At 73.6% G+C, this 24,199-nt stretch carries 26 protein-coding genes and 3 tRNA genes; 11 read left to right on the top strand and 18 right to left on the bottom strand.

The annotated features are described in order from the left end of the window. Nucleotides 1–139 precede the first annotated feature (139 nt). The 4 genes from AWH51_RS12830 to AWH51_RS12845 all read left to right on the top strand — a co-directional run bounded on the left by AWH51_RS12830 (nucleotide 140) and on the right by AWH51_RS12845 (nucleotide 2,325). The gene (locus AWH51_RS12830) at nucleotides 140–1,057 is read left to right on the top strand and encodes a cation diffusion facilitator family transporter (RefSeq protein ID WP_063072460.1); all 918 of its coding nucleotides are present in this window, start codon (nucleotides 140–142) and stop codon (nucleotides 1,055–1,057) included. A 174-nt stretch (nucleotides 1,058–1,231) separates the two neighbouring features. Next, on the top strand, nucleotides 1,232–1,465 hold the full coding sequence (locus AWH51_RS12835) for a hypothetical protein (protein WP_063072461.1): 234 nt from the start codon (nucleotides 1,232–1,234) through the stop codon (nucleotides 1,463–1,465). A 141-nt stretch (nucleotides 1,466–1,606) separates the two neighbouring features. Further along, on the top strand, nucleotides 1,607–1,867 hold the full coding sequence (locus tag AWH51_RS12840) for a hypothetical protein (RefSeq protein ID WP_063072462.1): 261 nt from the start codon (nucleotides 1,607–1,609) through the stop codon (nucleotides 1,865–1,867). Nucleotides 1,868–2,076: 209 nt separating this feature from the next. Continuing rightward, nucleotides 2,077–2,325, top strand: coding sequence for a hypothetical protein (locus tag AWH51_RS12845; RefSeq protein WP_063072463.1), 249 nt, complete (start codon nucleotides 2,077–2,079; stop codon nucleotides 2,323–2,325). Between the two features lie 25 nt (nucleotides 2,326–2,350). Here the strand turns inward: AWH51_RS12845 and tadA are convergent, their stop codons facing one another. Next, a complete protein-coding gene (tadA, locus tag AWH51_RS12850; RefSeq protein WP_175345528.1) occupies nucleotides 2,351–2,791 on the bottom strand; it encodes a tRNA adenosine(34) deaminase TadA in 441 nt (146 codons plus the stop codon). Between the two features lie 68 nt (nucleotides 2,792–2,859). On the opposite strand from tadA, the gene upp reads away from it, so the two are divergent. The 3 genes from upp to AWH51_RS12865 all read left to right on the top strand — a co-directional run bounded on the left by upp (nucleotide 2,860) and on the right by AWH51_RS12865 (nucleotide 5,445). Continuing rightward, nucleotides 2,860–3,498: a uracil phosphoribosyltransferase gene (gene upp, locus AWH51_RS12855; RefSeq protein WP_041464689.1), complete on the top strand. Its 639-nt coding sequence runs from the start codon at nucleotides 2,860–2,862 to the stop codon at nucleotides 3,496–3,498. A 390-nt stretch (nucleotides 3,499–3,888) separates the two neighbouring features. After that, nucleotides 3,889–4,680: a winged helix family transcriptional regulator gene (locus AWH51_RS12860; RefSeq protein ID WP_063072465.1), complete on the top strand. Its 792-nt coding sequence runs from the start codon at nucleotides 3,889–3,891 to the stop codon at nucleotides 4,678–4,680. A 321-nt stretch (nucleotides 4,681–5,001) separates the two neighbouring features. Continuing rightward, nucleotides 5,002–5,445 carry a MarR family winged helix-turn-helix transcriptional regulator gene (locus AWH51_RS12865; RefSeq protein ID WP_254654579.1) on the top strand — a complete coding sequence of 148 codons (444 nt, stop codon included), beginning with the start codon at nucleotides 5,002–5,004 and terminating at the stop codon, nucleotides 5,443–5,445. Here the strand turns inward: AWH51_RS12865 and AWH51_RS12870 are convergent. Continuing rightward, nucleotides 5,442–6,836, bottom strand: coding sequence for a glycosyltransferase family A protein (locus AWH51_RS12870; RefSeq protein WP_063072466.1), 1,395 nt, complete (start codon nucleotides 6,834–6,836; stop codon nucleotides 5,442–5,444). The two genes, AWH51_RS12865 and AWH51_RS12870, sit on opposite strands and share 4 nt — an antisense overlap. Before the next feature lie 146 nt (nucleotides 6,837–6,982). On the opposite strand from AWH51_RS12870, the gene AWH51_RS12875 reads away from it, so the two are divergent. After that, the gene (locus AWH51_RS12875; protein ID WP_063072467.1) at nucleotides 6,983–8,509 is read left to right on the top strand and encodes a cryptochrome/photolyase family protein; all 1,527 of its coding nucleotides are present in this window, start codon (nucleotides 6,983–6,985) and stop codon (nucleotides 8,507–8,509) included. 54 nt (nucleotides 8,510–8,563) lie between these two features. Here the strand turns inward: AWH51_RS12875 and AWH51_RS12880 are convergent, their stop codons facing one another. Continuing rightward, a complete protein-coding gene (locus AWH51_RS12880; protein WP_063072468.1) occupies nucleotides 8,564–9,646 on the bottom strand; it encodes a YihY/virulence factor BrkB family protein in 1,083 nt (360 codons plus the stop codon). Between the two features lie 229 nt (nucleotides 9,647–9,875). Here AWH51_RS12880 and panD point away from each other — a divergent pair, with 229 nt between their 5' ends. After that, nucleotides 9,876–10,292, top strand: a complete 417-nt coding sequence (gene panD / locus AWH51_RS12885; RefSeq protein ID WP_063072469.1) for an aspartate 1-decarboxylase — start codon at nucleotides 9,876–9,878, stop codon at nucleotides 10,290–10,292. A gap of 303 nt (nucleotides 10,293–10,595) precedes the next feature. Here the strand turns inward: panD and AWH51_RS12890 are convergent, their stop codons facing one another. From AWH51_RS12890 to AWH51_RS12905, 4 genes are all read right to left on the bottom strand, one after another. Next, on the bottom strand, nucleotides 10,596–11,369 hold the full coding sequence (locus tag AWH51_RS12890) for a lysophospholipid acyltransferase family protein (RefSeq protein ID WP_063072470.1): 774 nt from the start codon (nucleotides 11,367–11,369) through the stop codon (nucleotides 10,596–10,598). Nucleotides 11,370–11,466: 97 nt separating this feature from the next. Further along, the gene (locus tag AWH51_RS12895; RefSeq protein WP_063072506.1) at nucleotides 11,467–12,501 is read right to left on the bottom strand and encodes an aldo/keto reductase; all 1,035 of its coding nucleotides are present in this window, start codon (nucleotides 12,499–12,501) and stop codon (nucleotides 11,467–11,469) included. 24 nt (nucleotides 12,502–12,525) lie between these two features. Next, entirely contained in the window at nucleotides 12,526–13,044 is a 519-nt protein-coding gene (locus tag AWH51_RS12900) for a hypothetical protein (protein ID WP_063072471.1), read from the bottom strand. Nucleotides 13,045–13,169: 125 nt separating this feature from the next. Then, the gene (locus AWH51_RS12905) at nucleotides 13,170–14,033 is read right to left on the bottom strand and encodes a hypothetical protein (protein ID WP_063072472.1); all 864 of its coding nucleotides are present in this window, start codon (nucleotides 14,031–14,033) and stop codon (nucleotides 13,170–13,172) included. 126 nt (nucleotides 14,034–14,159) lie between these two features. Here AWH51_RS12905 and AWH51_RS12910 point away from each other — a divergent pair, with 126 nt between their 5' ends. Beyond that, nucleotides 14,160–14,348, top strand: coding sequence for a response regulator transcription factor (locus AWH51_RS12910; RefSeq protein WP_063072473.1), 189 nt, complete (start codon nucleotides 14,160–14,162; stop codon nucleotides 14,346–14,348). A 100-nt stretch (nucleotides 14,349–14,448) separates the two neighbouring features. Here the strand turns inward: AWH51_RS12910 and AWH51_RS12915 are convergent. After that, nucleotides 14,449–14,521: transfer RNA gene (locus AWH51_RS12915), tRNA-Arg, on the bottom strand. Nucleotides 14,522–14,709: 188 nt separating this feature from the next. Here AWH51_RS12915 and AWH51_RS12920 point away from each other — a divergent pair. Further along, nucleotides 14,710–16,053, top strand: coding sequence for an alpha-amylase family protein (locus AWH51_RS12920; protein WP_063072474.1), 1,344 nt, complete (start codon nucleotides 14,710–14,712; stop codon nucleotides 16,051–16,053). 126 nt (nucleotides 16,054–16,179) lie between these two features. Here the strand turns inward: AWH51_RS12920 and AWH51_RS12925 are convergent, their stop codons facing one another. The 10 genes from AWH51_RS12925 to serS form a co-directional block, all read right to left on the bottom strand. After that, entirely contained in the window at nucleotides 16,180–16,539 is a 360-nt protein-coding gene (locus AWH51_RS12925; RefSeq protein ID WP_063072475.1) for a hypothetical protein, read from the bottom strand. A gap of 91 nt (nucleotides 16,540–16,630) precedes the next feature. Next, complete coding sequence (locus AWH51_RS12930) at nucleotides 16,631–17,707, bottom strand: Gfo/Idh/MocA family protein (RefSeq protein ID WP_063072507.1); 1,077 nt, start codon at nucleotides 17,705–17,707, stop codon at nucleotides 16,631–16,633. Between the two features lie 17 nt (nucleotides 17,708–17,724). Then, entirely contained in the window at nucleotides 17,725–18,423 is a 699-nt protein-coding gene (locus AWH51_RS12935; protein WP_063072476.1) for a ThuA domain-containing protein, read from the bottom strand. 167 nt (nucleotides 18,424–18,590) lie between these two features. Next, nucleotides 18,591–19,676: a LacI family DNA-binding transcriptional regulator gene (locus AWH51_RS12940; protein WP_063072477.1), complete on the bottom strand. Its 1,086-nt coding sequence runs from the start codon at nucleotides 19,674–19,676 to the stop codon at nucleotides 18,591–18,593. Nucleotides 19,677–19,740: 64 nt separating this feature from the next. Beyond that, the gene (locus AWH51_RS12945; protein WP_063072478.1) at nucleotides 19,741–20,286 is read right to left on the bottom strand and encodes a hypothetical protein; all 546 of its coding nucleotides are present in this window, start codon (nucleotides 20,284–20,286) and stop codon (nucleotides 19,741–19,743) included. A 79-nt stretch (nucleotides 20,287–20,365) separates the two neighbouring features. Continuing rightward, nucleotides 20,366–20,457, bottom strand: a tRNA-Ser gene (locus tag AWH51_RS12950). A 97-nt stretch (nucleotides 20,458–20,554) separates the two neighbouring features. Then, a complete protein-coding gene (locus tag AWH51_RS12955; RefSeq protein WP_063072479.1) occupies nucleotides 20,555–21,817 on the bottom strand; it encodes an LCP family protein in 1,263 nt (420 codons plus the stop codon). 16 nt (nucleotides 21,818–21,833) lie between these two features. Further along, nucleotides 21,834–21,918, bottom strand: a tRNA-Ser gene (locus tag AWH51_RS12960). 170 nt (nucleotides 21,919–22,088) lie between these two features. Next, the gene (locus tag AWH51_RS12965; RefSeq protein ID WP_063072480.1) at nucleotides 22,089–22,910 is read right to left on the bottom strand and encodes an HAD family hydrolase; all 822 of its coding nucleotides are present in this window, start codon (nucleotides 22,908–22,910) and stop codon (nucleotides 22,089–22,091) included. After that, nucleotides 22,907–24,187: a serine--tRNA ligase gene (gene serS, locus AWH51_RS12970; RefSeq protein ID WP_063072481.1), complete on the bottom strand. Its 1,281-nt coding sequence runs from the start codon at nucleotides 24,185–24,187 to the stop codon at nucleotides 22,907–22,909. Before serS ends, AWH51_RS12965 begins: the two co-directional genes overlap by 4 nt. Nucleotides 24,188–24,199 lie beyond the last annotated feature (12 nt).

Consider the following 24,199-nt stretch of genomic DNA (forward strand, 5'->3'; position numbering starts at 1 on the left):
TCGGGCATGCCCCGATCCTAGGGACCGGGCGTCGCCCGATCGGGTGGTCGACCGCCCCCGCCGCGTGGCTAGGCTGAGGCGACCGGGGCACGCGCGCCCGGGCGGCCCGAGCCGCCTCGCCGGTCGAGGAGGTCCCGCCTTGAGCGAATCGCACGGCAGCAAGGCGATCCTCGCCGCCCTCGCGGCCAACGTCGGCATCGCGATCACGAAGTTCATCGCGGCGTTCTTCTCCGGATCCTCGTCGATGCTCGCGGAGGGCGTCCACTCGCTCGCCGACTCCGGCAACCAGATCCTGTTGCTCATCGGCGGCAAGCGCGCCAAGCGCGTCGCGGACGAGGAGCACCCGTTCGGCTACGGGCGCGTGCGCTACGTCTACGCGTTCATCGTCTCGATCATCCTGTTCTCGGTCGGCGGCGTGTACTCGCTGTACGAGGGCATCCACAAGATCGAGCACCCGGAGCCGCTCGACGTGCCGTGGCTGCCGATCGTGGTGCTCGTCATCGCGATCGCCCTGGAGTCGTTCTCGCTGCGCACCGCGATCAAGGAGTCGAACCCGCTGCGCGGGAACCAGACGTGGGTGCAGTTCGTGCGCCGCGCCAAGAGCCCCGAGCTCCCCGTGCTGCTGCTCGAGGACACGGCCGCGCTCTCCGGCCTCGTGTTCGCGCTCCTCGGCGTCGTCGCGTCGATCGTCACCGGGAACGGCATCTACGACGGCATCGGCACCCTCCTCATCGGCGTGCTGCTCGTGGCGGTCGCCGTGGTCCTCGGCGTCGAGATGAGCAGCCTGCTCGTCGGCGAGGGCGCGTCGAAGCCGGACCTCGCGGCCATCCGCGCCGCCATCACGGCCGGACACGAGGCCGAGTCGATCATCCACATGAAGACGCTCTACCTCGGCCCGGACGAGCTGCTCGTCGCGGCGAAGATCGCGATGCCGGCCACCAGCTCGCTGGGCGACGTGGCCGCCGGGATCGACGCGATCGAGCGCCGCGTGCGCGAGGCCGTCCCGGTCGCCCGGGTCATCTACCTCGAGCCCGACGTGCGGGTCGCGACGCGCTGATCCGCCGCTCCCGCGCCCGGCAGGCAACACGATCCCTGATGTGCAGAGCCCGCCCCTCGCGCCCTCGGGCGCCGGCCACCATGGCGGCCGGCGGGTCAGGGGACCCGCGGGTCGCGAGCGCTCGGGCCCGACGCACGAGGCGCGACGGATCCCCGGAGACCGAGGAGAACGACCATGACACGTGCCATCACGACCGCCGCCACCGCCGCCCTCGCCCTGGCGCTCGGCCTCGCCGCGACCAGCGCCGCCCACGCGGACACGCGCTACGCGCCGACCATCACCGGTGATCCGGCCCAGTCGCAGTCGATCGCCTGGGGTTCCGGGGACACCCCGCCTCCGCTCCCAGGGCACCACCACCGCCCCGCCGCGACGCACACCACCCCCGGGCAGGCGCACCGCCACGGATGACACGGGCTCCGGCCGGTGCACAACCCGGTCCCCATCCGACCCCGCGCTGCGACCATGTCGCCCGGACGGTCGTCGCGATGCGTCCACGGCAGATGCTCGAGCGCAGCGCTCCGATCACGCCGCCACCGGAGGAGACCAGCGATGACGCACGCCACGAAGGCCGCAGCAGCGGCCGCCCTCGCCCTGGGGCTGGTCCTCACGGCGACCACCGCCGCCCAGGCCGAGGCCGCACACTCGCCGACGACCACCACCGCCACGGCTCGGATCGCCGCGTTCGGCGGCGACTACCTGCCCACGCGAGCCCACCGGTTCCGCGGCATCCCGCCGCGCCACGGCTCCCACCTCAATGACGACCCGACGCACGCCGGGCTGGCTCCCATCTGCCGCCACTGCGCCAGCTGAAGCCGTGGACGGGGCCGCATGTCCGCCCGACGCGGGGCCCGCGCGATGCCCGCCACGACATCTCGCGACCACGCGGCCGCGAGATGTGCACAGGCCGCACGACGCACGCCCCTCGCTGCGACCATGACGGCCGGACCGGCATCGCGCCCTGTCCGCAACCGATGCCGAGCACACCGCTCCGATCACGCCGCCACACGAGGAGACCCCCGATGACCCACGCCACGAAGACCGCGGCAGCGGCAGCCCTCGCCCTGGGGCTGGTCCTCACGGCGACCACGGCCGCCCAGGCCGAGGCCGCTCACGCACCGACGACCACCACCGCGCGGACCGCCTCGGCGGCCACCGGCGGGGACGTCGCGACGCTGCTGGGATTCGACTACGGGGGATACGGTTATCACTCGCACCGCAACATCAAGCCCCACCCGAAGTCGCCTGCCCCCGAGTGCCCGCGCTGCTGATCCCGGGCCGGCTCCGGACGCCGGATCAGGCGTCGGTGCGGCGCTCCGCGAAGAAGCCGTCCAGCAGGCGCGCGCACTCCTCGGCCGCGACGCCGGCGAACACCTCCGCACGATGCGGCAGGCGACGGTCGCGGAGCACGTCGTAGAGGGATCCCGCCGCGCCGGCCTTCTCGTCCCACGCGCCGAAGACGACGCGGGGCACGCGGGCCGCGAGGATCGCCCCGGCGCACATCACGCACGGCTCGAGCGTGACGACCAGAGTCGTGCCCACGAGATGCCGATCGCCGGTCGTCGCGGCGGCCTCGCGCAGCGCCTCCACCTCGGCGTGCGCCGTGGGATCCTGGCGCGCCTCGCGGAGGTTGCGGCCGCGTCCGACGACGGCGCCGGACGCATCCACCACGACCGCGCCCACGGGCACGTCCCCGGTGGCCGCGCAGGCCCGGGCCTCGTCGAGCGCCACGGCCATCCAGCGGTCGAAGTCGCCGGGCACGTGGAGGTCCAATCGCGTTCCCCCTTGCTGATTGAATGGAGCCTATGCGAGTCCACGTAGCCGACCACCCGCTCATCACGCACAAGCTGACGGCGCTGCGGGACCGCACCACACCCTCCCCCGTGTTCCGGAGCCTCGCCGACGAGCTCGTCACCCTCCTCGCGTACGAGGCCACCCGCGACGTGCGCGTCGAGACCATCACGGTGCAGACCCCGGTCGCACCCGCCGAGGGCCTCACGCTCAGCGACCCGAAGCCGCTCGTGGTCCCCATCCTCCGCGCGGGCCTCGGCATGCTCGACGGCCTGATGCGCCTCATGCCGAGCGCCGAGGTCGGCTTCCTCGGCATGGTCCGCAACGAGGAGACGCTGCAGCCGGACATCTACGCCGAGCGCCTCCCCACCGACCTCTCGAACCGCCAGTGCTTCGTCGTCGACCCGATGCTCGCCACGGGTGGCTCCCTCATCGCGGCGATCGAGTACCTCTTCGACCGCGGCGCCGTCGACGTCACGTGCATCTGCCTCATCGCCGCTCCCGAGGGACTGAAGGCCGTCGAGGAGGCCACCGCGGGCCGCGAGGTCACCATCGTGCTGGGCGCGCTCGACGAGAAGCTCGACGAGGTCGGCTACATCATCCCCGGGCTCGGCGACGCGGGCGACCGCCTGTACGGCACCGCCGCGCACTGACCCGCATCACGCGTGCGACGGCGCCCGCCCCCTCGGGGACGGGCGCCGTCGCGCGTCCACGCACGATTCCTGCGCGTCCCGCACGATTCCGGCCACCGCTGTTGACACGGGCGCACGGATCCGTGCATGCTCTCCCCATGACTCTGAACGCGCACGTCCTGACCTCCTCCGAGGCCTCGGGAGTCGCCGGCATGATGATGCCCGGCCGTGTCGCGATGTCCTGTCGAATGTCGGCCTGACCCGCCCCCTTCGCCTGAGCGGTCCTGCGACGAGTCCGTCGCCGACCCTCCCCGCCGTCACCGGCGCATCCGCCCCCTGAGGCGTCTCGCACTCCCCGAGGTCCCGCGCACCCCTGCTGCGCCGCACCCGCATCATCACAAGGACACCGCCATGTCGCTCGCGACCATCGACCCCGCCCGCACCCTCCTCCGCTCCGCTCCCACCGCACCCGTCCTCCGGGCGGCCGCCCCGCTGGCGCCGTCCGTCCGGCGTCCGCAGCCGGCGCCGGCTCCCGCGGCTCCCACCGCCGTGCCGACGGCCGCCCCCGCCGCCCGTCCGGCCCGCCTCCGCGCCGTGCCCGAGGGCACCGAGGCCCGCGGCTTCGCCCTCTACGTCGGCCTCGACGAACTGAAGGCGGCATCCGCGGGCACCGACCTCGGCACCGTCGTCGCCGCGCTCAAGCGCCTCGCCGCGGAGCTGGCCCCCGGCATCGAGACGCACGCCGCTGTCGCCCTCGCCCCCGAGGGTGCCGGAGGCCGCGACCTCGACGTGGTGCGCCTCGCCCTGCAGGATCCCGCGGCCGTCGCCCAGCACCGGGAGCAGCCGGACGAGGAGGAGCGCGCCACGAGCGGCGTGGTCGTCGACCTCTCCCGCAAGCGCGTCGTCCTGGACGAGGAGGTCGCGCCCCTCACCTACAAGGAGTTCGAGCTGCTGCAGTACCTCGTCCTCCGCGAGGGCCGCACCATCGAGCGGTCGGAGCTCATCGCGTCGCTGTGGTCGACCGGCGACGAGGACGACGTGCCGAACGAGCGCACCATCGACGTCCACATCCGCCGCCTCCGCTCGAAGCTCGGCCGCTACGAGGAGATCGTCCGCACCGTGCGCGGCGCGGGGTACCGTTTCGACCGCCACGCGGACGTCGCCGTGCACCACACGAGCACCGCGTCGCCCGACCTCTTCTGACGCGGAGCCGCCCCGCCCAGGCCCTCCTTGCGGAGCTGTCGGCGGACTCCCAGCGCGCAGGGCCCCCATCGGGTAGCGCAGCGTTACGGGATCGTTATACAGTCTTCTCGTCCCCACCGTTTGCTGTGGCGGTGGAGACGGAATGTGATCGCAGGACACTCCTGGTGCAAGGGAGAGGGCCGGCCCCATGCCTCTGGGGTCGGCCCTCAGTCATGTCCGGGGCGAGTCGCCGCCGGGCATCACGCCATCTCGCCCTCACTAGACTTCCGATCGAGAGCGCTCCCCGGTCGTCACGCGGGCGCGCACCGACGAGGAGGCCTGGTGGGCGAGACCGCGGACGCCGTGCGGGCCTGGGAGTCGCTCTTCCGCGCCCAGGTCAGCGTGATGCGCCGCCTCTCGGCCGAGTTCCCCAGCCGCGACCTCTCGTTCAACGAGTACGACGTGCTCTTCAACATCTCGCGCCAGCCGGAGGGCCGCCTGCGGCTGCGCGACCTCAACCAGCACGTGCTCCTCACGCAGCCGAGCGTCAGCCGCCTCATCGACCGGCTCGTGTCGCGCGGCCTCGTCGTCAAGTGCGGCGACGAGAGCGACGGGCGCGCCACCATCGTGCGGCTCACGGACGCCGGGGACGCCGCGTTCCGGGCGGTCGCGCGCGTGCACATGGAGTCGATCGCCGCGACGGTCGGCGGAGCGCTCAGCGCCGACGAGCTCGAGACGCTGCGGACCCTCACCGACAAGCTCCGCGGCGGCGTCGCCGAGTTCTAGCGCGCCGACCGGCCGCGGCCGACCGCGTCGTCGGACCGCGCGAAGGGGCCGCCCCGGGCGACGAGGAGGCGCAGGAGCGCCATCGCCGTGTCGACGGACGTGACGACCACCGCGGCCCAGCCGACCAGGGTCGTCGCGGCGTCCCCCGCGGGCCCGTCCATCGCGGCGAGAGCCAGGACGACCACGACGAGCGCGGCGACCACGATCGCGGCGACGGCGTCGACGGCACCCCACGGCGTCGCGACGGAGCCGGGCGTCGGCCGCCGTCCGCCGCGCGGCGTCAGGCGGCGGAGCCCGTCCCGGATCCGGGAGACGCCGTACGCGGACTCGCCCAGCTCCAGCGGGACGTAGGTGGCACCGAACACGACGTCCGCGAGGGTCCGCTCGCGGATCTTGCGGAGGGTCCGGATGTGCAGGGGCAGCCGCACGAGGAGGGGCAGCGCCCACCACCAGGCCGGCTGCAGGGTGCCCTCGAGCGACGCCGCGGCCAGGTAGAGCAGCGCCAGGCCGTAGGACAGGACGCGCAGGACGGGCCCGACGCCGATGCGGAGCACGGCGAGGCGCGCCCGGCGGCGATCCCCCGCATCGATGCCGGCGGCGGAGCGCGTGAGGCGTCCGACGCTCGCGCTCCACCTGTCGCGCCGGACCCGGAGCGTGGCCCAGCTCACGGCCGTGTCCACGCGGGCCGTCGCCCCGGGCACCAGGATCGTGCGGTCCGCGCCCGCGAGGAGCGCGGTGACGATGCCGTCGGCCGAGGGGCGCGGATCCGTCGCGGCCGCGTCGCCGGCGGGGAGCCGCAGGAGCGTGGCGGGCGCGAGCGGCACGGGACCCGCGAGGCCGAGGTCGGTGCCCGTCTCGACCGCGCCCATCGCCCAGTGGCGCTGCAGGAGCCGGAGGCCGGCCGCGAGGGGGCCGCCGCGCCCGGTCGGACGCGGATCGAGTCGGGCGGATGCGGTCGTCGCCCGCGGCTCGCGGTCGAGGGCGGCGGCGAGGAGCTCGAGCACGCGCGGATCCAGCTCGGCGTCGGGCGACACGAGGAGGACGGACGCGTCATCGCCGACGAGCCGCAGGGCGAAGTCGTAGGCGGAGCGGAGGGAGTCCTCGCGCGGGCCGCGATCGATCACCGTCACGGTCGTGCTCGACGGTCCCGGGCCCGGGACCCGGTGCGCGTGGCGCCCGTTGAACGTGCGCGCCACCGCGAACGTGTCGTCCCGGCTGCCCGCGACCACGACGAAGACGCGCTCGGGCGGGACGCTCTGGGCGAGGATCGAGGCGAGCGAGCGCGCGATGGTGGCGCCGGCGTCGCCTGCGACCATGACCGCCGAGACCGGCGCGGTGCGGCCGATCCGGGGCTGTGCGGGCGGGGGCAGGGCGGTGCTGTCGTTGTCCATGGGCCTCTCCACGACGATGGATCCGTGTCGGCGGTCGGACCCGGACGGACGCGCACTGCCGTGTGCAATGTTACGTGCCGCCCGGCCCGGTCCGCGCAGCGACGTCGCCCGGGTCGCGCGCCGCGACACCGTCCTAGGCTCGACGCATGAGCGACGACGACGCCCCCGACCGCGGATCCGACGCCCGGGAGGACGCCGCCGGAGCCCCCGGACCGACCGTCGTGTGGCTGCGCGACGACCTGCGCGTGGCCGACAACCCCGCGCTCCACGCGGCCGTCGAGCGCGGCGAGCCGATCGTGGTGCTGTACGTGCTCGACGAGGAGAGCGACGGGATCCGCCCGCTCGGCGGTGCCGCCCGCTGGTGGCTGCACATGAGCCTGTCGCGCCTCGGGGAGTCGCTGCGGGAGCTCGGATCGCCGCTCGTGCTGCGGCGCGGCGCGGCCTCGGGGATCCTCGACGACCTCGTGGAGGAGCTCGGCGCGGGTGCGGTGCTGTGGAACCGGCGCTACGGCGGAGCGGAGATCGCCCTCGACACGGCGATCAAGAAGCGCCTCGGCGACCGCGGGCTCGACGTGCGCAGCTTCCAGGGGTCGCTGCTCGTGGAGCCGTGGACGATCGCGAACAAGCAGGGCGAGCCGTTCCGCGTCTACTCGCCGTTCTGGAAGACCGTGCAGGAGCGGGAGGAGCCGCGGAGGCCGTTCCCCGCGCCACACGAGCTCGACGCGCCGCGGAAGGCGCCCCGCTCGGACGGCCTCGACGACTGGGAGTTGCTGCCCACGAAGCCGGACTGGGCCGCCGGCCTCCGGGAGGCGTGCGACCCGGGCGAGGCCGCCGGTCTCCAGCGCCTCGAGGACTTCGTGCACCACGAGCTGGAGGACTACGCCGCCCAGCGCGACGAGCCCGCCGCGATGACGACCTCGCGGCTCTCCGCGTACCTGCGCTGGGGCGAGGTGAGCCCGTTCCAGGTGTGGCACCGGATCCAGCTGACGCGCGGGAAGAAGGTCGGCGGCGACGAGGTCAACGCGACCAAGTTCCTCTCCGAGCTCGGCTGGCGGGAGTTCAGCTACCACCTGCTGTACCACCAGCCCGACCTCGCGACCCGGAACTTCACGCCGCGCTTCGACGCGTTCCCGTGGGCCGAGCCGAGCGACGACACCCTCGGCGCGTGGCAGCGCGGCGAGACGGGCGTGCCGCTGGTGGACGCCGGCATGCGCGCGCTCTGGAAGGACGGGCACCTGCACAACCGGGTGCGGATGGTCGTCGCCTCGTTCCTCATCAAGAACCTGCTGATCGACTGGCGCCACGGCGAGCAGTGGTTCTGGGACACGCTCGTCGACGCGGACTCCGCGAACAACGCGGCGAGCTGGCAGTGGGTGGCGGGATCCGGTGCGGACGCCGCGCCCTACTTCCGCGTGTTCAACCCGGTGCTGCAGGGGCAGAAGTTCGACCCGTCGGGCGAGTACATCCGCTCCTACGTGCCGGAGCTGGCGCACGCGCCGCGCGACGTCGTGCACGAGCCGTGGAAGGCGATGGGCGACCTGGTCGCGAGCGCGGAGGACGACGCCGACGCGAGCGTCGAGGGCGGGCTCGCGGCCTACCCGTCGCCCATCGTCGACCTGAAGGAGTCGCGGCGCCGCGCGCTGGCGGCCTACGACGAGGTCAAGGACCGCTGACGCCACGGGCCCGCGCGGCGATCGTTCCACGCGGGCCCGGCCGGGCGCATCCGCTCAGGCGTCGTCACCCTCGCGGTGCCCGAGGCGCTCCTCGCGCTCGTGCCGCTCGCGGATCCCGCGGCCCCGCTTCACGTCCTCGCGCTCGGCTGCCGCCTTCTTGTCGCTGACCTTCGTGTCGCGCGGCGGCAGCTGGATGGTCTCCTCGGCCGCGATCCCGGCCTGGAGCTGGCGGCCCCGCTCGAGCTCCGCGTCGAACTCGGCGCCGAACAGCAGCGCGAGGTTCGCGATCCAGAGCCAGAGCAGGAAGACGACGACACCGGCGAGCGCGCCGTAGTTCTTCGCGTAGCTGGAGAAGTTCGTGACGTAGAACGCGAAGCCGACGCTCGCGAGCACCAGGACGACGAGCGCGATGGCCGCGCCCATGCTCATCCAGCGGAACCTCGGCTGCTTCGCGTTCGGGGTGGCGTAGTAGAGGATCGCGATGAGCAGCACGATCGCGAACGCGAGCACCGGCCACTTGGCGATGGACCACACGATCTGCACGGTCGGGCCGAGGCCGAGCGCCGCGCCGATGGCCTCGGTGACGGGGCCGGAGATCGCGATGATGAGGGCGCACACCAGCAGGATCACGATGCCGATGACCGTGACGGCGAGCTGGGTGGGCTTGAGCGTGAGGAACGGTCGGCCCTCGGGGATCTCATAGATGCGGTTCATCGCCCGGCTGAACGCGCCGACGTAGCCGGAGGCCGACCAGACGGCGAGCACGATGCCGGAGACGAGGGCGAAGCCGGCGGCCGGCGAGTCGACGAAGCCCTGGATGATGGGCGCGAGCAGCTCCACCGCGCTCGGCGCGATGGGCTGGATCACGTCGGTGACGGCGTCGACGGTCTGCTGCCCCTGCCCGAACACCCCGAGCAGCGAGATGATCGCGATGAGCGCCGGGAACAGCGAGAGCACCGCGTAGTAGGTCAGCGACGCCGCGATGTCGGTGCACTGGTCGGATCCGAACTCGCGCATGGTCTTGCGGAGCACGTACTTCCAGGACGGCTTCTCGATCTCCGTCGGGGAGTCGGGCTTGCGCGCGTCCTCCTCGTCGGGCCGGTCGTCGATCGTGCCGGCGGTGTCGTGTCGTGCCACTGGTGCCTCCGTGTGGTGTGCGGGTCGGGTCCCCTGTCCCAGAGTGGCCCGCCGGGACGGGAGCGCATAGCCCGCCGGGGTCTCGTACACTCACCCGGGGGAGTCGCGCTCCGGGATCCGGCACCCGCCGGAACATCCGCCGGACGCCGCGCGTTGCCCCTCGTGATCGCCTCGTGCGATCACCGTGCTCCGCCTCCGCGCGCACGGAACCGCCCGCCGAGGAGCACGCATGCTGCGCACCATGATGACCGCGAAGATCCACCGCGCCACGGTGACGCACGCCGACCTCCACTACGTGGGCTCCGTCACGGTCGACCGCGACCTGCTCGACGCCGCCGACATCCTCGTGGGCGAGCGCGTCAGCATCGTCGACGTCACCAACGGCGCCCGCCTCGACACGTACACGATCGCCGGCGAGCGCGGGAGCGGCGTGCTCGGCATCAACGGCGCGGCCGCGCACCTCGTGGACGTGGGCGACGTCGTGATCCTCATCGCGTACGGCCAGATGGACACCGTCGAGGCGCGCGCCCTCGAGCCGCGCGTGGTGCACGTGGACGCGGCGAACCGCATCCGGCTGGTGGACGCGGACCCCACCGCGCCTCCCGCGCCGGACCTCGAGCGGTCCCCGCTGGCCGAGCCGGTGTGACCCGGGCCGATCGATCGGGTCACGCACTGTATCGGGTCCCCCAAACGACGGACACAGGTCGTGACCCCCAGTCCGGGGCACATTCCCGCATACCCGGGGGTGATCCCAGGATGCCGGGCTACCGTGTAGGCATCCGGTACGGCTCTTCGGGTGAGCGGTACCGCACCAGCCGGTTCGTCTGCGGGTAACAGACGTCCTCGTGCGCAGACCGGCCCGGGCCTCGAAGGTCCGGGCCGGTCTCATCTCTCCCGCCGGGATGGACGCATGCGCGTCCCCGGGCCCTCAGCCGTGCCGCCGCTCCGCTCAGCGCCCTTCGGCGCGCCGTCGCCGCCGCTCGTCGCGCTCCGCGTCGGCCGCCGCCGCCTCCTCGGGTGTCGGCGCCGCCCCGCCCCGGTGCCGCGGCTGCCACCAGGCGCCGCGCCCGTCGACGGGATACGCGTCCTGCAGCGCGTCGACCAGCGACTGGAGCTCGACGCGGAGGGCGTCGGTGACCTGGCGCGGATCCGCGTCGGGCGCCACGGCGATCGGCTCCCCCACGCGCACGTGGACGGGGACGCCGACGCGGTCGCGCAGCCGGATGCGCCGGTTCTTGGTCAGCAGCCGGTGCCCGCCCCAGACGGCGACGGGGATCACCGGCACGCCGGCCTCCGCGGCGAGGCGCGCGGCCCCGGTCTTCAGCTCCCGCACGCGGAAGGACGCGCTGACCCCCGCCTCGGGGAAGACGCCGACGAGCTCGCCCGAGCGCAGGGCCCGGACGGCGTCCGCGTAGGCGGCGGCGCCCGCGCCCATGTCGACGCTGATGTGGCGCATCCGCCGCAGGACCCAGCCGACCCCGGGCTGGTCGAACGCGCCCTTCTTCGCCAGGAAGCGGATCCGCCGGCGGTGGTGCAGCCAGGTCGCCCACTCGACGAGGGCGAACTCGAGGTAGCCGAAGTGGGTCATCGCGATGACGGCGCCGCCGGTGTCCGGGATGCTCTCGCGGCCCTCGGCGACCAGGCGGAGACGGAGGGATCCGAAGAGCGCGCGGCCCAGGATCACAGCGGTCCCGTAGACGGGCTCGCGGGGGAGGCGGCTCATGCGTCGACCCTACGGGGACGGGATCGACGGATGCCGGGCGCCGACGGTCGGCGGATCGTCCGTCGGCGCCCGACGCGCGCCCGATCGGCGCCCGCCGTCAGCGGCGGCGCTTGGCGGGATCCAGCCAGTAGTTGGAGAAGCCGGTGTCGGCCGGGTTCACGTTCTGCCCGGGCGGGACGATCTCGTCGATGCGGTCCAGCGTCGCCGCGTCGAGCTCCAGGTTCGCCGCGTCGAGCTGCGACTCGAGCTGCTCCAGGGTGCGCGGGCCGATGATCGCGCTGGAGACCGCCGGGTGCCGCAGCACGAACGCGAGCGCGAGGTGCACGAGCGGCACGCCGAGCTCGTCGGCGAGGGCGCCCAGCTGGTCGGCGGCGGCGAACTTCGGGTCGGACGGGTCGTAGCGCGACGGGTCGCGGTCGTTGCGGTGCGTCTTCGGGATGTCCTGGCCCTTCCGGTACTTGCCGGAGAGCCAGCCGCCGGCGAGCGGCGACCAGACGAGCGTGCCCATGCCGTGGCGCTGGGTGGTGGGGAGGAGGTCCGCCTCGATGCCGCGGGTGAGGAGCGAGTACGGCGGCTGCTCCGTGACGAAGCGCGCGGTGCCGCGCTCGCGCGCGACCCACTGGGCCTCCACGACCTGGCTGGGCTGGAACGTGGAGGAGCCGATGTAGCGCACCTTGCCCTGCGTGACGAGGTCGGTGAGGGCGCCGAGGGTCTCCTCGATGTCCGTGTGCTCGTCCGGCCGGTGCATCTGGTACAGGTCGATGTGGTCCGTGCCGAGGCGGCGCAGGGAGTCCTCGACAGCGCGCATGATCCAGCGGCGCGAGCCGCCGCGGAAGTTCGCCTCGGGCTTCATGCCGTTGAAGAACTTGGTGGCGAGGATGAGGTCGTCGCGGCGGCCGGACTGCGCGATGGCCTTGCCGACGACCTCCTCCGACTCGCCGTACGCGTAGATGTCGGCGGTGTCGATGAAGGTGATGCCGGCGTCGATGGCGCGGTGGATCACGCGGATGGACTTCTCGTGGTCGGTCTCGCCCCAGGCGCCGAACATCATGGTGCCGAGGCAGAGGCGCGAGACCTCCACGCCGGTGCGTCCGAGGTGGGTGGTGGGCTGCTCCGTGGACTGCTCTGTCATGAGCGCCACGCTACGCGCGAGGCGTCAGGGGCGGCCGTCCGGGGCGGGGGCGACATCGGACTCCGTGGAGGCGCCGGGCTCGACCGTGGCCTCGGCCTCGTCGTCCATGGTCTCCAACGTGATGTCGGCCTCGGGGGCCTCCTGCCCGTCGGCGTCGAGCGGCACGATGTAGTCGCCGAGGCGACGGCGGGCCGCCTCCTCGCGCTGCACGCGGATCCGCTCGAGCTTCTCCTCGCGGAGGCGCAGGCGCTCGGTGTCGACCTCGACGCGGCGGACGGTGACGCCGCGCGTGGGGCCGGCGGCCTTGGCCGGCGTGGTCTTGCGGCTGGGCTCGCGCTTGGCGGCCTCGCTCGCGGGCTTGCGCGACGGGGCGGTGCCCGACTTCGCGGCCGCCGAGGCGGGCTTGGTCGAGACGGCCGGCGGCTTGCCGGAGCCCGGGCAGCGCTCGTGGTTGCGACCGTGGTCGAGGATGTTGCCCGTGGCCATGCCGACGGGGTTCGCCTTGCCGCAGACCGAGCACTTCGTCGCGGGGGTTGCTGCCACGTTCGATACCGCTTTCCATCACCGCGCCGTCGCCGGACCGAGGATGCCGGTCGGCCGGACGGCGCCTGTCAACGGTACCCGACACGGGAGGTGCGGGGATACCGCAGCACCCCGACCCGTGCGCGTCAGGCCGGGACGCAGGTGGTGCGCATCCGCACGACGACCGCGCCGTCGGCCTCCTCGGCCTCCAGGTCGACCGTGACGGAGGCGAGCGCGGCGAGGCCGTCGAGGTGCGTGCCGCCGCACGGGATGCGCGCGGTGCCGTCCGGCAGCTCGCACACCCAGGAGCGGCGGGAGGTGAGCAGGTCGCCCTCGCGCTCGATCCGCGCGGGTGCGCCGGACGCGACCCAGGCCGCGAGCGTGGCGTCGACCCGCTCCCGCACCTCGTCGAGGTGCTCGACGAGCGCGGCCGTCGGGAACCCCTTCTTCCGCAGCGACTTCCCGAGGCGGTAGGTGTCGACCGACGACCACCGGCCGATGCGGGACGTGTCGATCGCGAGCGCGTCGAAGCCGGGCGCGCCCAGCGCGTCCGTCGGGACCTCCTTGGTCCAGGCGTCGGCGAGCGCGCGGTCGAGGGCGAGGGAGGCGAGGTGGCAGCCCGTGTGGCCGGCGCTGAGCGCCCGGCGGTGCTCGGGATCCACCGCGACCTCGGCCGCGTCGCCCTCCCGGACGTCGGCGTCGCCCGGGACGAGGTGCACCGCGACGAAGGACCAGCCGTCGGCGCCCTTCTTGACGGGCACCTCGGCGCCGACGTGCAGCGTCGCATCGCCCGCGGGATCCGTGGATGCCGCGCCCACGACGCAGTCGAGCACCTCGATCCCGGCGCCCCGCACGCGGAGCACGGCGCGGTCGGCGGGCTGGTCGGGCCAGGCGGAGTCGACCGGGTGGCACGCGGTCGCGTCGAGCACGACGGCGAGCGTGCCGTCAGCGCGGCGGTCGACGCGGAGGACGGTGCCCGTGGAGGAGGTGGATCCCGCCGGGTACGTCACGCGCGTCGGCGGCGGGCGCGGCGGCGCTGTCGGAGGTGGAGGTCATGGGGCTCCCGGGTCGGTGTCCCCCGATCCTCGCAGAGCCCGCGACCACGGACACGCCCGTGCGCGGCACTCCGAGGTGCCGTGCACAGCACCCTCATGGAGCGCGGCCTCTCGAACGCCGAGATCGCGGGCCGGCTGTTCCTCGCGCCGACGACGGTGAAGACGCACGTGAGCCCCACGCTGGACGAGCTCCACGTGCGCGACCGCCAGCACGCCACGATCCGGGCGTACGAGAACCGCGTGGTGGAGCCGCTCGGGTCGACCCGCTGAGCTGCGGGACCGGGGCGAGGCACCCGGGAGACGAGAACGGCCCGCACGAGGCGGGCCGTTCCATTCTGTCTCAACCAGAGATGCGCACCCGGAGGTGCTGTGCGCCCGGAGGGATTCGAACCCCCAACCTTCTGATCCGTAGTCAGATGCTCTATCCGTTGAGCTACGGGCGCAGTCGTACGGCGATGATCCCCGCGAGCGGCGATCAGGCCGGGAGACAGACTACATGCTCGCGGGCCGCCCCGCGAATCGGGCGGCCCGACGCGGTCCGCGGCGAGCCGATGTCCGGCCCCGGCCCTCCGGCGGTCGCCCCGGCGCCCGCTGATTAGGCTGGATCGACCCGAACCGCGAGGAGCGACCCTTGGCATCCTGGACCGATCACGTCGTGTGGTGGCACGTCTACCCGCTCGGCTTCACGGGCGCGCCGCAGACCCGCGACGACCTCGCCGACGGCGTCGACGCCGCACCCGCGCACCGCCTCGAGCGCCTCCGAGCCTGGCTCCCCTACCTCGTCGACCTCGGCGCCAACGGCCTGCTGCTCGGTCCGGTGTTCGACTCCGAGACGCACGGATACGACACGCGCGATCACCTGCGGGTCGACACGCGCCTCGGCGACGACGCCGACCTCGACGCGCTGCTCGCCGACGCCTCGGAGCGCGGCGTGCGCGTGCTCCTCGACGGCGTCTTCAACCACGTGGGCCGCAGCCACCCGCGCTTCGTGCAGGCGCTGGCCGACGGGCCCGGATCCGAGGCGGCGTCCTGGTTCCGCTGGGACGAGGCCGGCGAGCCCGTCGGCTTCGAGGGCCACGGCGCCCTCGTCACGCTCGACCACGGCTCCGAGGCCGTGCGCGCGCACGTCGCCGAGGTGATGGTCCACTGGCTCGACCGCGGCATCGCCGGCTGGCGGCTCGACGCCGCGTACGCCGTGCCCGCCTCGTTCTGGGCGGCGGTGCTGCCGCGCGTGCGCGAACGCCACCCGGACGCCTGGTTCGTCGGCGAGATGATCCACGGCGACTACGCCGGGTACGCCGCCGAGTCGACCATCGACTCCATCACGGCCTACGAGCTCTGGAAGTCCATCCGCAGCTCCATCGCCGAGCGGAACCTCTTCGAGCTCGACTGGACCCTGACGCGGCACTCCGAGCTGCTGCCGTCCTTCACGCCGCAGACCTTCGTCGGCAACCACGACGTCACGCGCATCGCCTCGGCGGTGGATCCGCGCCACCTGGGCCACGCGATCGCCCTCCTGCTCCTCCTCCCCGGCATCCCGTCGATCTACGCGGGCGACGAGCGCGGACTGACGGGCGTGAAGGAGGACCGCGCGGGCGGCGACGACGCCGTGCGACCCGCGTACCCGGCGGCACCCGACGAGCTGCCGGCCGATGCGGACGATCCGGACGCCGCCCGGATCCGCAGCCTGCACCAGCGGCTCGTCGGCCTCCGTCGCCGGCACGCCTGGCTCGTGGACGCGGGCCTCCGGACCTCCGACCTGACCAACACCGCGCTCACCGTCACGCTGCGGCCGTCGCTCTCCGGCGCGGCGGGCGGCGTCGCTCCGGGAGCACCCGACGCCCTGCGCCTCGTGCTCAACCTCGGCGACGAGCCGATCGCCGTCCCGGGCGGGACCGCCGCGGTCGAGGCGGGCGAGGTGGACGGCGACGGCCGCGTGCCCCCGCACGCGTGGGCGGTGCTGGCGGGCGCCTGACGCGCCGGGACGTCCCGGGCACGCGACGCCGCCCCCTCGCAGGCGGGGGCCGGTCCGGCCAGCTCAGCGGACCGGCCGGACAGCCGAACCGGCCAGACGGCCGGACCGCTCAGACAGCCGGACCGCTCAGACGGCCCGGTGCGGCCAGCCGTAGACCTCGGCGAGGAGGGCGGCCCGCGCGGCGTAGGCCGCGGCCTCCTCGACGGCCTCGGCGTCCGGATCCTCGTCCGCCGCCGCGAAGTGCCCGTCGGCGATCTCGGGCTCGTCGTCGTCGTCGAACGGGCGGTGCGTGAGCGGCCACTCCACGGCCGTCAGCGGAGGCCACGCCTCCGGGGACGTGGCGTCGGTCGCCGGCGACTCCTCGGACGCGCCGCCGGTGCCGACGGTGGGGTGCAGCGCCTCGTCGACCTCGTGCTCGTCCACGGCGCGCAGACCCTGTCCATCGCCGTACGGCGCGAAGAGGAACTGCGAGAAGTGGCGGGTCACGGCGTCAGGCTAGTAGCCCCGGGCTCCCAGGAACGGTCCGATCCGAGGGTTGTGGAAGGCTGCCCACTACCTGTTCGCGCACGACCCCGGATCAGGCCCCCGAGCGCCCCGGCTGGCCCAGCGGGACGGCCTCCGGACGCTCCACGGTGCTGCGGATCTCGCCCGTCGCGGCGGGGTCGAGGATCGCGTCCATGACCTCCAGCACGTGGAACGCGAGCTCCCCCGACGCCCGATGCGGGACGCCCCGACGGATGGCGTCGGCCATCTCCGCGAGGCCGCATCCCCGGCCCGCGTCGACGAAGCCCGCGCTCGGCTCGACGTCCGTCCACTCCCGGTCCGCGGACGTGGCGACCTGCACCCTCCCGGAGAAGTGGTTCGGGTCCGGCACCGAGAGCGTGCCGGCGGTGCCGTACACCTCGATGTTCGGGATCCGCGTGGCCCAGATGTCGAAGCTCATGGTGACCGTGGAGACGGCACCCGACGCGTGCGTGAGCACGGCGCTCACGTGGGTGTCGACGGTGACGGGGATCGCGCGCGCCTCCGGGTCGGACGCGGCGGACCGCACCCGGTCGGAGCGGAGCGACGCGCCCTGCACGCGGACGACGGGCCCGAGCAGCGTCACGAGCGCCGTGAGGTAGTACGGCCCCATGTCGAAGAGCGGCCCGGCGCCCGGCTGGTAGTAGAAGGCGGGGGCAGGGTGCCAGAGCTCGTGGCCGGGCGCGCCCCAGAAGGCGTTGGCGGCGACGGGCTTCCCGATGGTGCCGGCGTCGAGCACCTGGCGGGCCGTCTGGATCCCGGTGCCGAGCACGGTGTCGGGGGCGGATCCGACGCGCAGGCCCTTCTCCGCGGCGAGCCGCAGGATCGGCTCGGCCTCGGCGGGGCTCAGCGCGAGCGGCTTCTCGCCGTAGACGTGCTTGCCCGCCTCGAGCACGCGGAGGTCGACCTCGGCGTGCGCGGCGGGGATCGTGAGGTTGAGCACGGCCTGGATCCGCGGGTCGGCGATGAGGTCGTCGACGCTCAACGCGTCCACGCCCTGCGCCTCGGCGACCGTGCGCGCCCGCTCGAGGTCGAGGTCGGCGACGGCGACCAGGCGCACGCCCGGCAGGGATTCGAACGCCGCGAAGTACTGCTCGCTGATCTTCCCGACGCCGATGATCCCGAGGGTCATCGCGTCGTCGTCGTGGTTCAGCGTGCCGCCCACAGGAGGCCCCTCTCGATGATGGTGCGGACGTTCGGGTCCTCGACGACCTCGATGCGGTGGCCGGGCGCCGAGACGAAGATGCGGCCCTCGCCCCACTGGCGGGTCCAGATCGCGGGTGCGGTCACCGGCCGGTGCCACGGATCCCACGGCCGCACGGTCTGCGTGGTGGTCGCGAGCACGTCGTTGTACTCGTCGCTCAGCACCCAGTACTGCTCGGTCACGAGATCGAAGTCGGCGATCCCCTGGGTGATCTCGTGCGTGCGCCCCAGCTCGGTCATCTCGACCGTGTACGGGATGTAGTTGTCGGACTGCTCGCCCGTGCGCTCGGCCGGGTCCTTGCCCGCGTGATGGGCGAACTGGCCGCCGATCATGTGCAGGTAGTCGGCGGTGTTCCGGTACGAGTCGGCGATGCCGCCGTGCCAGCCGGCCATGCCGGTGCCCGCGATGACGGCGGCGCGGAGGCCGGCCATCTCCTCGGGCTCGATCGTGGTCATGGTGTTGGCCTGCACGATGAGGTCGGTCGCGGCCATGACATCGGCGTCGGCGTAGACGGCCGAGCCCTCCTCGACGCGGACCTCGAAGCCGCTCTCCTCGAGGAACGGGATGAACAGGCCCGTGGTCTCCACGGGCATGTGGCCGTCCCAGCCGCCGCGGACGACGAGCGCCTTCCGGGCGACGGTCACGAGCGGGCCGTCCCGGTCGGGCGACCCGGATGCGGGCGGACGGACGTGCGGGGGATCTGCATCTGCGACTCCTTCGTCGGGCGCGGCCGGGCGACTGCCGGCGCCCCTCGAACGCTACGCACCGGCGGTCAGGGCCGGCAAGCAGCGCGCGGGGGATCCGAAACGTTTCACTCGCGGGGCGACACCGCGGCGCCCGCGATCGCGCTCCCGCCCGCGGGCGCCGCGGTGCTGGCGCGCACCACGAGCGCGGTCGCGAGGTCGAGCCGGGTGGGCTCGTCGCTCCGGCCCTCGCGGATCCGCAGCACCATGCGCGCCGCCGCCTCCGCCATCTCGCGCACCGGCTGGCGCACCGTGCTGAGCGCGGGCGAGACGATGCGGGCGAACGGGAGGTCGTCGTAGCCGAGCACGGAGAGGTCGTCGGGGATCCGGATCCCGCGCTCCCGCGCCGCCTCGTACAGCCCGAGCGCCTGCTCGTCGTTGCCCGCGAAGATCGCGGTGGGACGGTCGGCGGCGTCGAGCAGCTCGCCGCCCGCGCGGTGCCCGGCGGTGCGCCCGAAGTCGCCCTCGACCTCCACGAGCGAGACCCCGGATCCGGCCGCCTCGAGCGCGCTGCGGAAGCCGGACATGCGGGCGCGGGAGTAGAGCCGGTGCGGCGGGCCGCTGATCGCGCCGATCCGCCGGTGCCCGAGCCCCAGCAGGTGCTCCCCCGCGGCGTGGCCGCCCTCCCAGTTGGTGGATCCGACGGCCGGCACGTCCGCGGCCGGCGACCCCGCGGGATCCACCACCACGAACGGGATGCCGCGGCTCCGCAGCTGCCGCTTCTGCGCGGGCGCGAGGTCGGAGAACACGAGAACGAGACCCATCGGGCGGCGCTGCATCACTCCCGCCATCCAGTCGCCGTCGAGGGCGGTGTCGCGCCCGTGCTCCGTGACGATGACGCTCAGCGCGTGCTCGCGCGCGACGGCGGAGACGCCGCGCAGCAGGTCGACCGAGAAGCCCGTGTCGACGACCTCGAGCACGATCTCGATCAGCGCGCCGTGCGGCCGCTCGGCCCCGCGGCGGCTGTAGCCGTGCCGCTCCATGAGCTCCTCGACGCGCGCCCGGGTCGCGGGCGAGATCCCCTTGCGCCCGTTGAGCACCTTGCTGACCGTGCCGATGGACACGTTCGCCTCGCGCGCGATGAGGCCGAGGGTGGTGCCGGAGCCGTGATCGGGGTCCGGCGCCCGCGTCGCATCGGGAAACGTGTCGCTCATGGGGGTGATGCTAGGCCGACCGGCCCTCGACGACGAGGCCGCGACCGGCCGGGTCCTCGCGAGGCTAGGCGGTGAGGCCCGGCACCGGCACGGCCGGGTCCTCGGCCGACGGGCGCTTCGGCGGGACGTTCGCCGGATGCACCTCGACATCGGCCAGCACCTCGATGCCGACGACCCGGGGAGCGAACCGATCGCCGTCCACCACGATCCAGTTGCCGACGAGCAGGAACGCGTCGTCGCCCGCGGTGAGCGGACCCGTGACCTGGAACGCGCCGTAGGCGGGCTCGTCGAACGTCACGCGGACCGCGGTCCCGTGGGCGAGGCCCGACACCGACGAGGGCAGGGCCGGCGCGCTCGCGCTCGCGTCCTCGGCCCTCACGGAGATGCCCTGGATCTCGCCCGCGGCGCCGAGCGCGGTGTCCGCGACGGACATCTGACCGTTCGCCCCGGTGCGCACCTCGCCGTCGACGACGTAGAGGCCGTACCGAGGCGAGCGGATGACGACGCGGACGAGGTCCCCGGGAGACAGCGCGGAGAGCGCGTCGCGGATGGCCTGCACGTCGCGCCGAGAACGGCCCGTCGTCAGCTGGTCGAGCGTCTGGCGGTCCATCCGAGGATGGTATCGGTTCCGGATGCGCCCGACCCCCGGGGCGCATGGCGCACGAGGCCGAGACGGGGAGGGAGAGAAGTGGCGGAGACGGTGGGATTTGAACCCACGGTACCCATACGGGTACTCCACCTTAGCAGGGTGGTGCACTAGGCCGAACTATGCGACGTCTCCAGACGTACCCGTCCACTGTACCGGACGCGGGGCCGTGCTCACATCCCGCGTCCCGGGCGGTCGGCGGGATCCGTCGACCTCCGCGCGCGCGTCGGGGTCACCTGGACGCCTTCGAGCACGTGACCGTGCCTGCGTCGGTGCCCGTGATCGCCTCGGGCAGCACGGTGGGGCCGGAGGGCGCGGGCGCGGATCCGCCGCCTGCAGCGGGCGCGCTCGCCGACGGGGCCGGTGCCGGTGTCGATGCCGCGGGCTGCTCCGCGACCGCGCCGAGCCCCGTGTTGCCCGCCTTGACCTGGAACGGCGCGTCCGTCCTGAGGAGCTGCATGAGCTCGTCGCCGTCCGTCTTCAGCGGCTGGACCTTGCCGGCGTAGACGCCCGTGCCCGAGGTCGTGCCCGGGTACTGCACGAAGTGCACCTGGTCGAGCGGGATGTCCTTGAGGGCCAGCGCCATGGACGCCATCGTCTGGTAGTCGAGCGACGTGGAGCGCTGCATGTTGTCGACCGCCGCCTTGGCGAGGCCGTAGACGCGCGTGGGATCCGAGAGCGTGCTGGACTGCCGCATCGTGCGCACGAGCGACGACAGGAACACCTGCTGGTTGCTGATGCGGGCGAGGTCGCTCTGGTCGCCCACCGCGTGGCGCGTGCGGAGGAACTGGAGCGCCTCCTTGCCCTTCAGCGGGGTCACGCCGGCCGGGAGGTCGAGGTCGGTCCGCTTGTCCTTGAGCGGGCTCGCCAAGCAGACGGGCACGCCGCCCACGGCGTTGGACATCTCGATGACGCCGTTGAACTCGATGAGCGCCGCGTACGGGATGTCGAGACCCGTGAACTGCGCGACGGTCTTTGCGACGCACGGCAGGCCGCCGTCGGAGAGCGCGGAGTTGAGGGGCGCGGCGGACAGGGGCGAGGTGGTGCCGGATCCGTCGCTGCGCTGGCATGCGGGGATGGGCACGATCAGGTCGCGCGGGAGGCTGACGACGGTGGCCTGCGAGTGGTCCGCGGAGACGTGCAGCACCATGTTCACGTCGTTGAGCGCGCCGTCGGTCTTGCCGTAGCCGTCGCCCTGGCCCTGGCGGGTGTCGGATCCGGCGAGCAGCATGTTGAAGCCGCCGTCGAGGGCGCCGACGCCCACCGTGGTCTGCTCGGTGCCGTCGCTGATGTCGACGGTGTTGGCCTGCACGGACTTGTCGAGCTCCCAGAGGGCGATGGTGGCGACCGAGAGTCCGCTCGCGACCAGCACCACGAGCGTCATGGCCGTGCCGATCAGCAGCGTCCGCGCCGCCGAGGACTTGCGCAGCCGGCCGTGGCGGGCGATGACCGGCGGCGTCTCGGATCGACGGGGGCGCAGGGGCGCGTCGCTCATGCGGGTCCTCTCCGGGCGGAGGGCGTGGGATTCGAACCCACGAGACATCTCTGCCCACCAGTTTTCAAGACTGGCTCCATCGGCCGCTCGGACAGCCCTCCCGATGCGCGCCCTCCCGCGGGGCGGATGGGGCGATCGTGAAGGATCCTACCGGTGGCCGGTCGGCCCGCGGGGTGCGGCCGGGTGACCGCGCGGGATGCGTCACTCTCGCACGTCGCGGATCCGAGCGGGCTGAATCCTCCCCAGGTGGGGAATCTCGCGGCGACCGGAGTCAGAGACGGGCGAGGACCACCGCCGCGCCGTTCTCGGCGATGGGGCCGGTGACCTCGGTGGCCACCGCGATGACCTCGGCGGGCGCCTGGCCCATCGCGACCCCGCGGCCGTGCGCTCCCGCCCACTCCAGCATCTCGATGTCGTTCCGGCCGTCGCCCATCGCGAGGACGTGCGTGCGCGCGATGCCGTGCAGCTCGCGCACGCGCTCCATGGCCGTGGCCTTGTTCACGCCGTCGGGCGCGATGTCGAGCCAGGCGGTCCAGCCGATCGAGTAGCTCACGCGGTGCAGGCCCATGCGCTCGACGACGCCCTGGAAGTCCTCCACGTCGTGCCCGGGCGAGATGACGACGACGCGCGTCGCGGGCACGTGGAGCAGCTCCTCGAACTCGACGTGACGGCCGTTGGCCTCGAGCACGCCGGCCGGGAAGTCGCCGCCGGAGTAGAGGTACACGCCCTCCTCGTCCTCGACGGCGTAGCGGCCGCTCGCGAGGTGGGGGCGGATCCGCTGCAGCACGTCGGCGGGGTCGAACGTCTCGACGAAGCGTCGGCTGTACCCGGTGGGGACGTCGGCGTCGCGCTCGAGGGTGATCGCGCCGTTGGAGCAGACCATGTACTCCGGCCGGATGCCGAGCCGGTCGACGATCGGCAGGGTGTCGGCGACCGAGCGGCCGGTGGAGGGCATGACGACGTGGCCGACCTCCTCCACGCGCCGCACCTCGCGGATGACCTGCTCGTCGAGCGAGCCGTCCTCGCCGAGGAGCGTGCCGTCGATGTCGAGGGCGATGAGGAGGCGGTCGGCGTCGGCCACGCGCGGGGTCATCGCGCCGCCTTCGCCGTGGCGGGCTCCAGCGTCTCGAGGCCGCCGAGGTACGGGCGCAGCGCCTCGGGCACGCGCACCGAGCCATCCGCCTGCTGGTGCGTCTCGAGGATCGCGACGATCCAGCGCGTGGTGGCGAGCGTGCCGTTGAGCGTGGCGACGGGTGAGGTGCGCCCGTCCTCGCCGCGGAAGCGCGTGCCGAGTCGTCGGGCCTGGAAGGTGGTGCAGTTCGAGGTGGAGGTGAGCTCGCGGTAGGCGTCCTGCGTGGGGATCCACGCCTCGACGTCGTACTTGCGGGCGGCGCTCGACCCGAGGTCGCCCGCCGCCGTGTCGATGACGCGGTAGGCGAGGCCCAGGTCCTGCATCATGCGCTCCTGCAGGGCGAGCAGGCGCTCGTGCTCGGCCTCGGCGTCGGACGGGTCGACGTAGCTGAACATCTCGAGCTTCTGGAACTGGTGCACGCGGATGATGCCGCGGGTGTCCTTGCCGTAGGAGCCCGCCTCCTTGCGGTAGCAGGTGGACCAGCCGGCGTAGCGTATGGGGCCCGCGGCGAGGTCGAGGATCTCGTCGGCGTGGTACCCGGCGAGCGCCACCTCGCTCGTGCCCGTGAGGTAGAGGTCGTCGTCGTCGAGGTGGTAGACCTCGTCGGCGTGGGCGCCGAGGTAGCCGGTGCCGGCCATGATCTCGGGCTTCACGAGCGTGGGCGTGATGAGCGGCACGAGGCCGGCCTCGAGCGCGCGCGCCAGGCCGAAGTTCATCAGCGCGATCTCGAGCCGCGCGCCGATCCCCTTCAGGAAGTGGAAGCGGGCGCCGGAGACCTTGGCGCCGCGTCCCATGTCGATGGCGTCGAGGATCTCGCCGATCTCCAGGTGGTCGCGCGGGTCGAAGTCGAACGACGGCTTCTCGCCGACCTCGCGCACGAGCGCCCAGTCGTCCTCGCCGCCGGCGGGCACGCCCTCGATGACGATGTTCGGGATCCGCCGCATGGCCTCGTCGAGGGCGGCCTCGGCCTCCTGCGCGCGCTCCTGCGCCGCCGTGACGCGCGCCTTCAGCTCCTGCACCTCGGCGATGAGGCGCGGCTTGTCGGCCTTGTCGGCCTTCGCGACGAGCTTGCCGTGCACGTTCTGCTCGGCGCGCAGGGCCTCGAACTCCGTGATCGCCCGGCGCCGCTCGGAGTCGGCGGCGACCGCCTGGTCGACCACCTCCACGGAGGCTCCGCGCAGCTCCTGCGAGGCGATGACGAGGTCGGGATGGTCGCGGAGGGTCTGCGGATCGATCACCCCGTCACTCTA

This window comes from Clavibacter tessellarius, assembly GCF_001618005.1.
GTDB classification, from domain to species: domain Bacteria; phylum Actinomycetota; class Actinomycetes; order Actinomycetales; family Microbacteriaceae; genus Clavibacter; species Clavibacter tessellarius_A.

Excerpts from the sequence above, each read along its gene's own strand:
- AWH51_RS12890 (WP_063072470.1), bottom strand. The coding sequence starts at position 11,369 with ATGAGCCGCCTCCCCCGCGAGCCCGTCTACGGGACCGCTGTGATCCTG.
- AWH51_RS12860 (WP_063072465.1), top strand. The coding sequence starts at position 3,889 with ATGTCGCTCGCGACCATCGACCCCGCCCGCACCCTCCTCCGCTCCGCT.
- AWH51_RS12895 (WP_063072506.1), bottom strand. The coding sequence starts at position 12,501 with ATGACAGAGCAGTCCACGGAGCAGCCCACCACCCACCTCGGACGCACC.
- AWH51_RS12875 (WP_063072467.1), top strand. The coding sequence starts at position 6,983 with ATGAGCGACGACGACGCCCCCGACCGCGGATCCGACGCCCGGGAGGAC.
- tadA (WP_175345528.1), bottom strand. The coding sequence starts at position 2,791 with ATGGCCGTGGCGCTCGACGAGGCCCGGGCCTGCGCGGCCACCGGGGAC.
- panD (WP_063072469.1), top strand. The coding sequence starts at position 9,876 with ATGCTGCGCACCATGATGACCGCGAAGATCCACCGCGCCACGGTGACG.
- AWH51_RS12835 (WP_063072461.1), top strand. The coding sequence starts at position 1,232 with ATGACACGTGCCATCACGACCGCCGCCACCGCCGCCCTCGCCCTGGCG.
- AWH51_RS12870 (WP_063072466.1), bottom strand. The coding sequence starts at position 6,836 with ATGGACAACGACAGCACCGCCCTGCCCCCGCCCGCACAGCCCCGGATC.
- AWH51_RS12930 (WP_063072507.1), bottom strand. The coding sequence starts at position 17,707 with ATGACCCTCGGGATCATCGGCGTCGGGAAGATCAGCGAGCAGTACTTC.
- AWH51_RS12965 (WP_063072480.1), bottom strand. The coding sequence starts at position 22,910 with ATGACCCCGCGCGTGGCCGACGCCGACCGCCTCCTCATCGCCCTCGAC.
- AWH51_RS12940 (WP_063072477.1), bottom strand. The coding sequence starts at position 19,676 with ATGAGCGACACGTTTCCCGATGCGACGCGGGCGCCGGACCCCGATCAC.
- AWH51_RS12945 (WP_063072478.1), bottom strand. The coding sequence starts at position 20,286 with ATGGACCGCCAGACGCTCGACCAGCTGACGACGGGCCGTTCTCGGCGC.
- upp (WP_041464689.1), top strand. The coding sequence starts at position 2,860 with ATGCGAGTCCACGTAGCCGACCACCCGCTCATCACGCACAAGCTGACG.
- AWH51_RS12955 (WP_063072479.1), bottom strand. The coding sequence starts at position 21,817 with ATGAGCGACGCGCCCCTGCGCCCCCGTCGATCCGAGACGCCGCCGGTC.
- AWH51_RS12840 (WP_063072462.1), top strand. The coding sequence starts at position 1,607 with ATGACGCACGCCACGAAGGCCGCAGCAGCGGCCGCCCTCGCCCTGGGG.
- AWH51_RS12845 (WP_063072463.1), top strand. The coding sequence starts at position 2,077 with ATGACCCACGCCACGAAGACCGCGGCAGCGGCAGCCCTCGCCCTGGGG.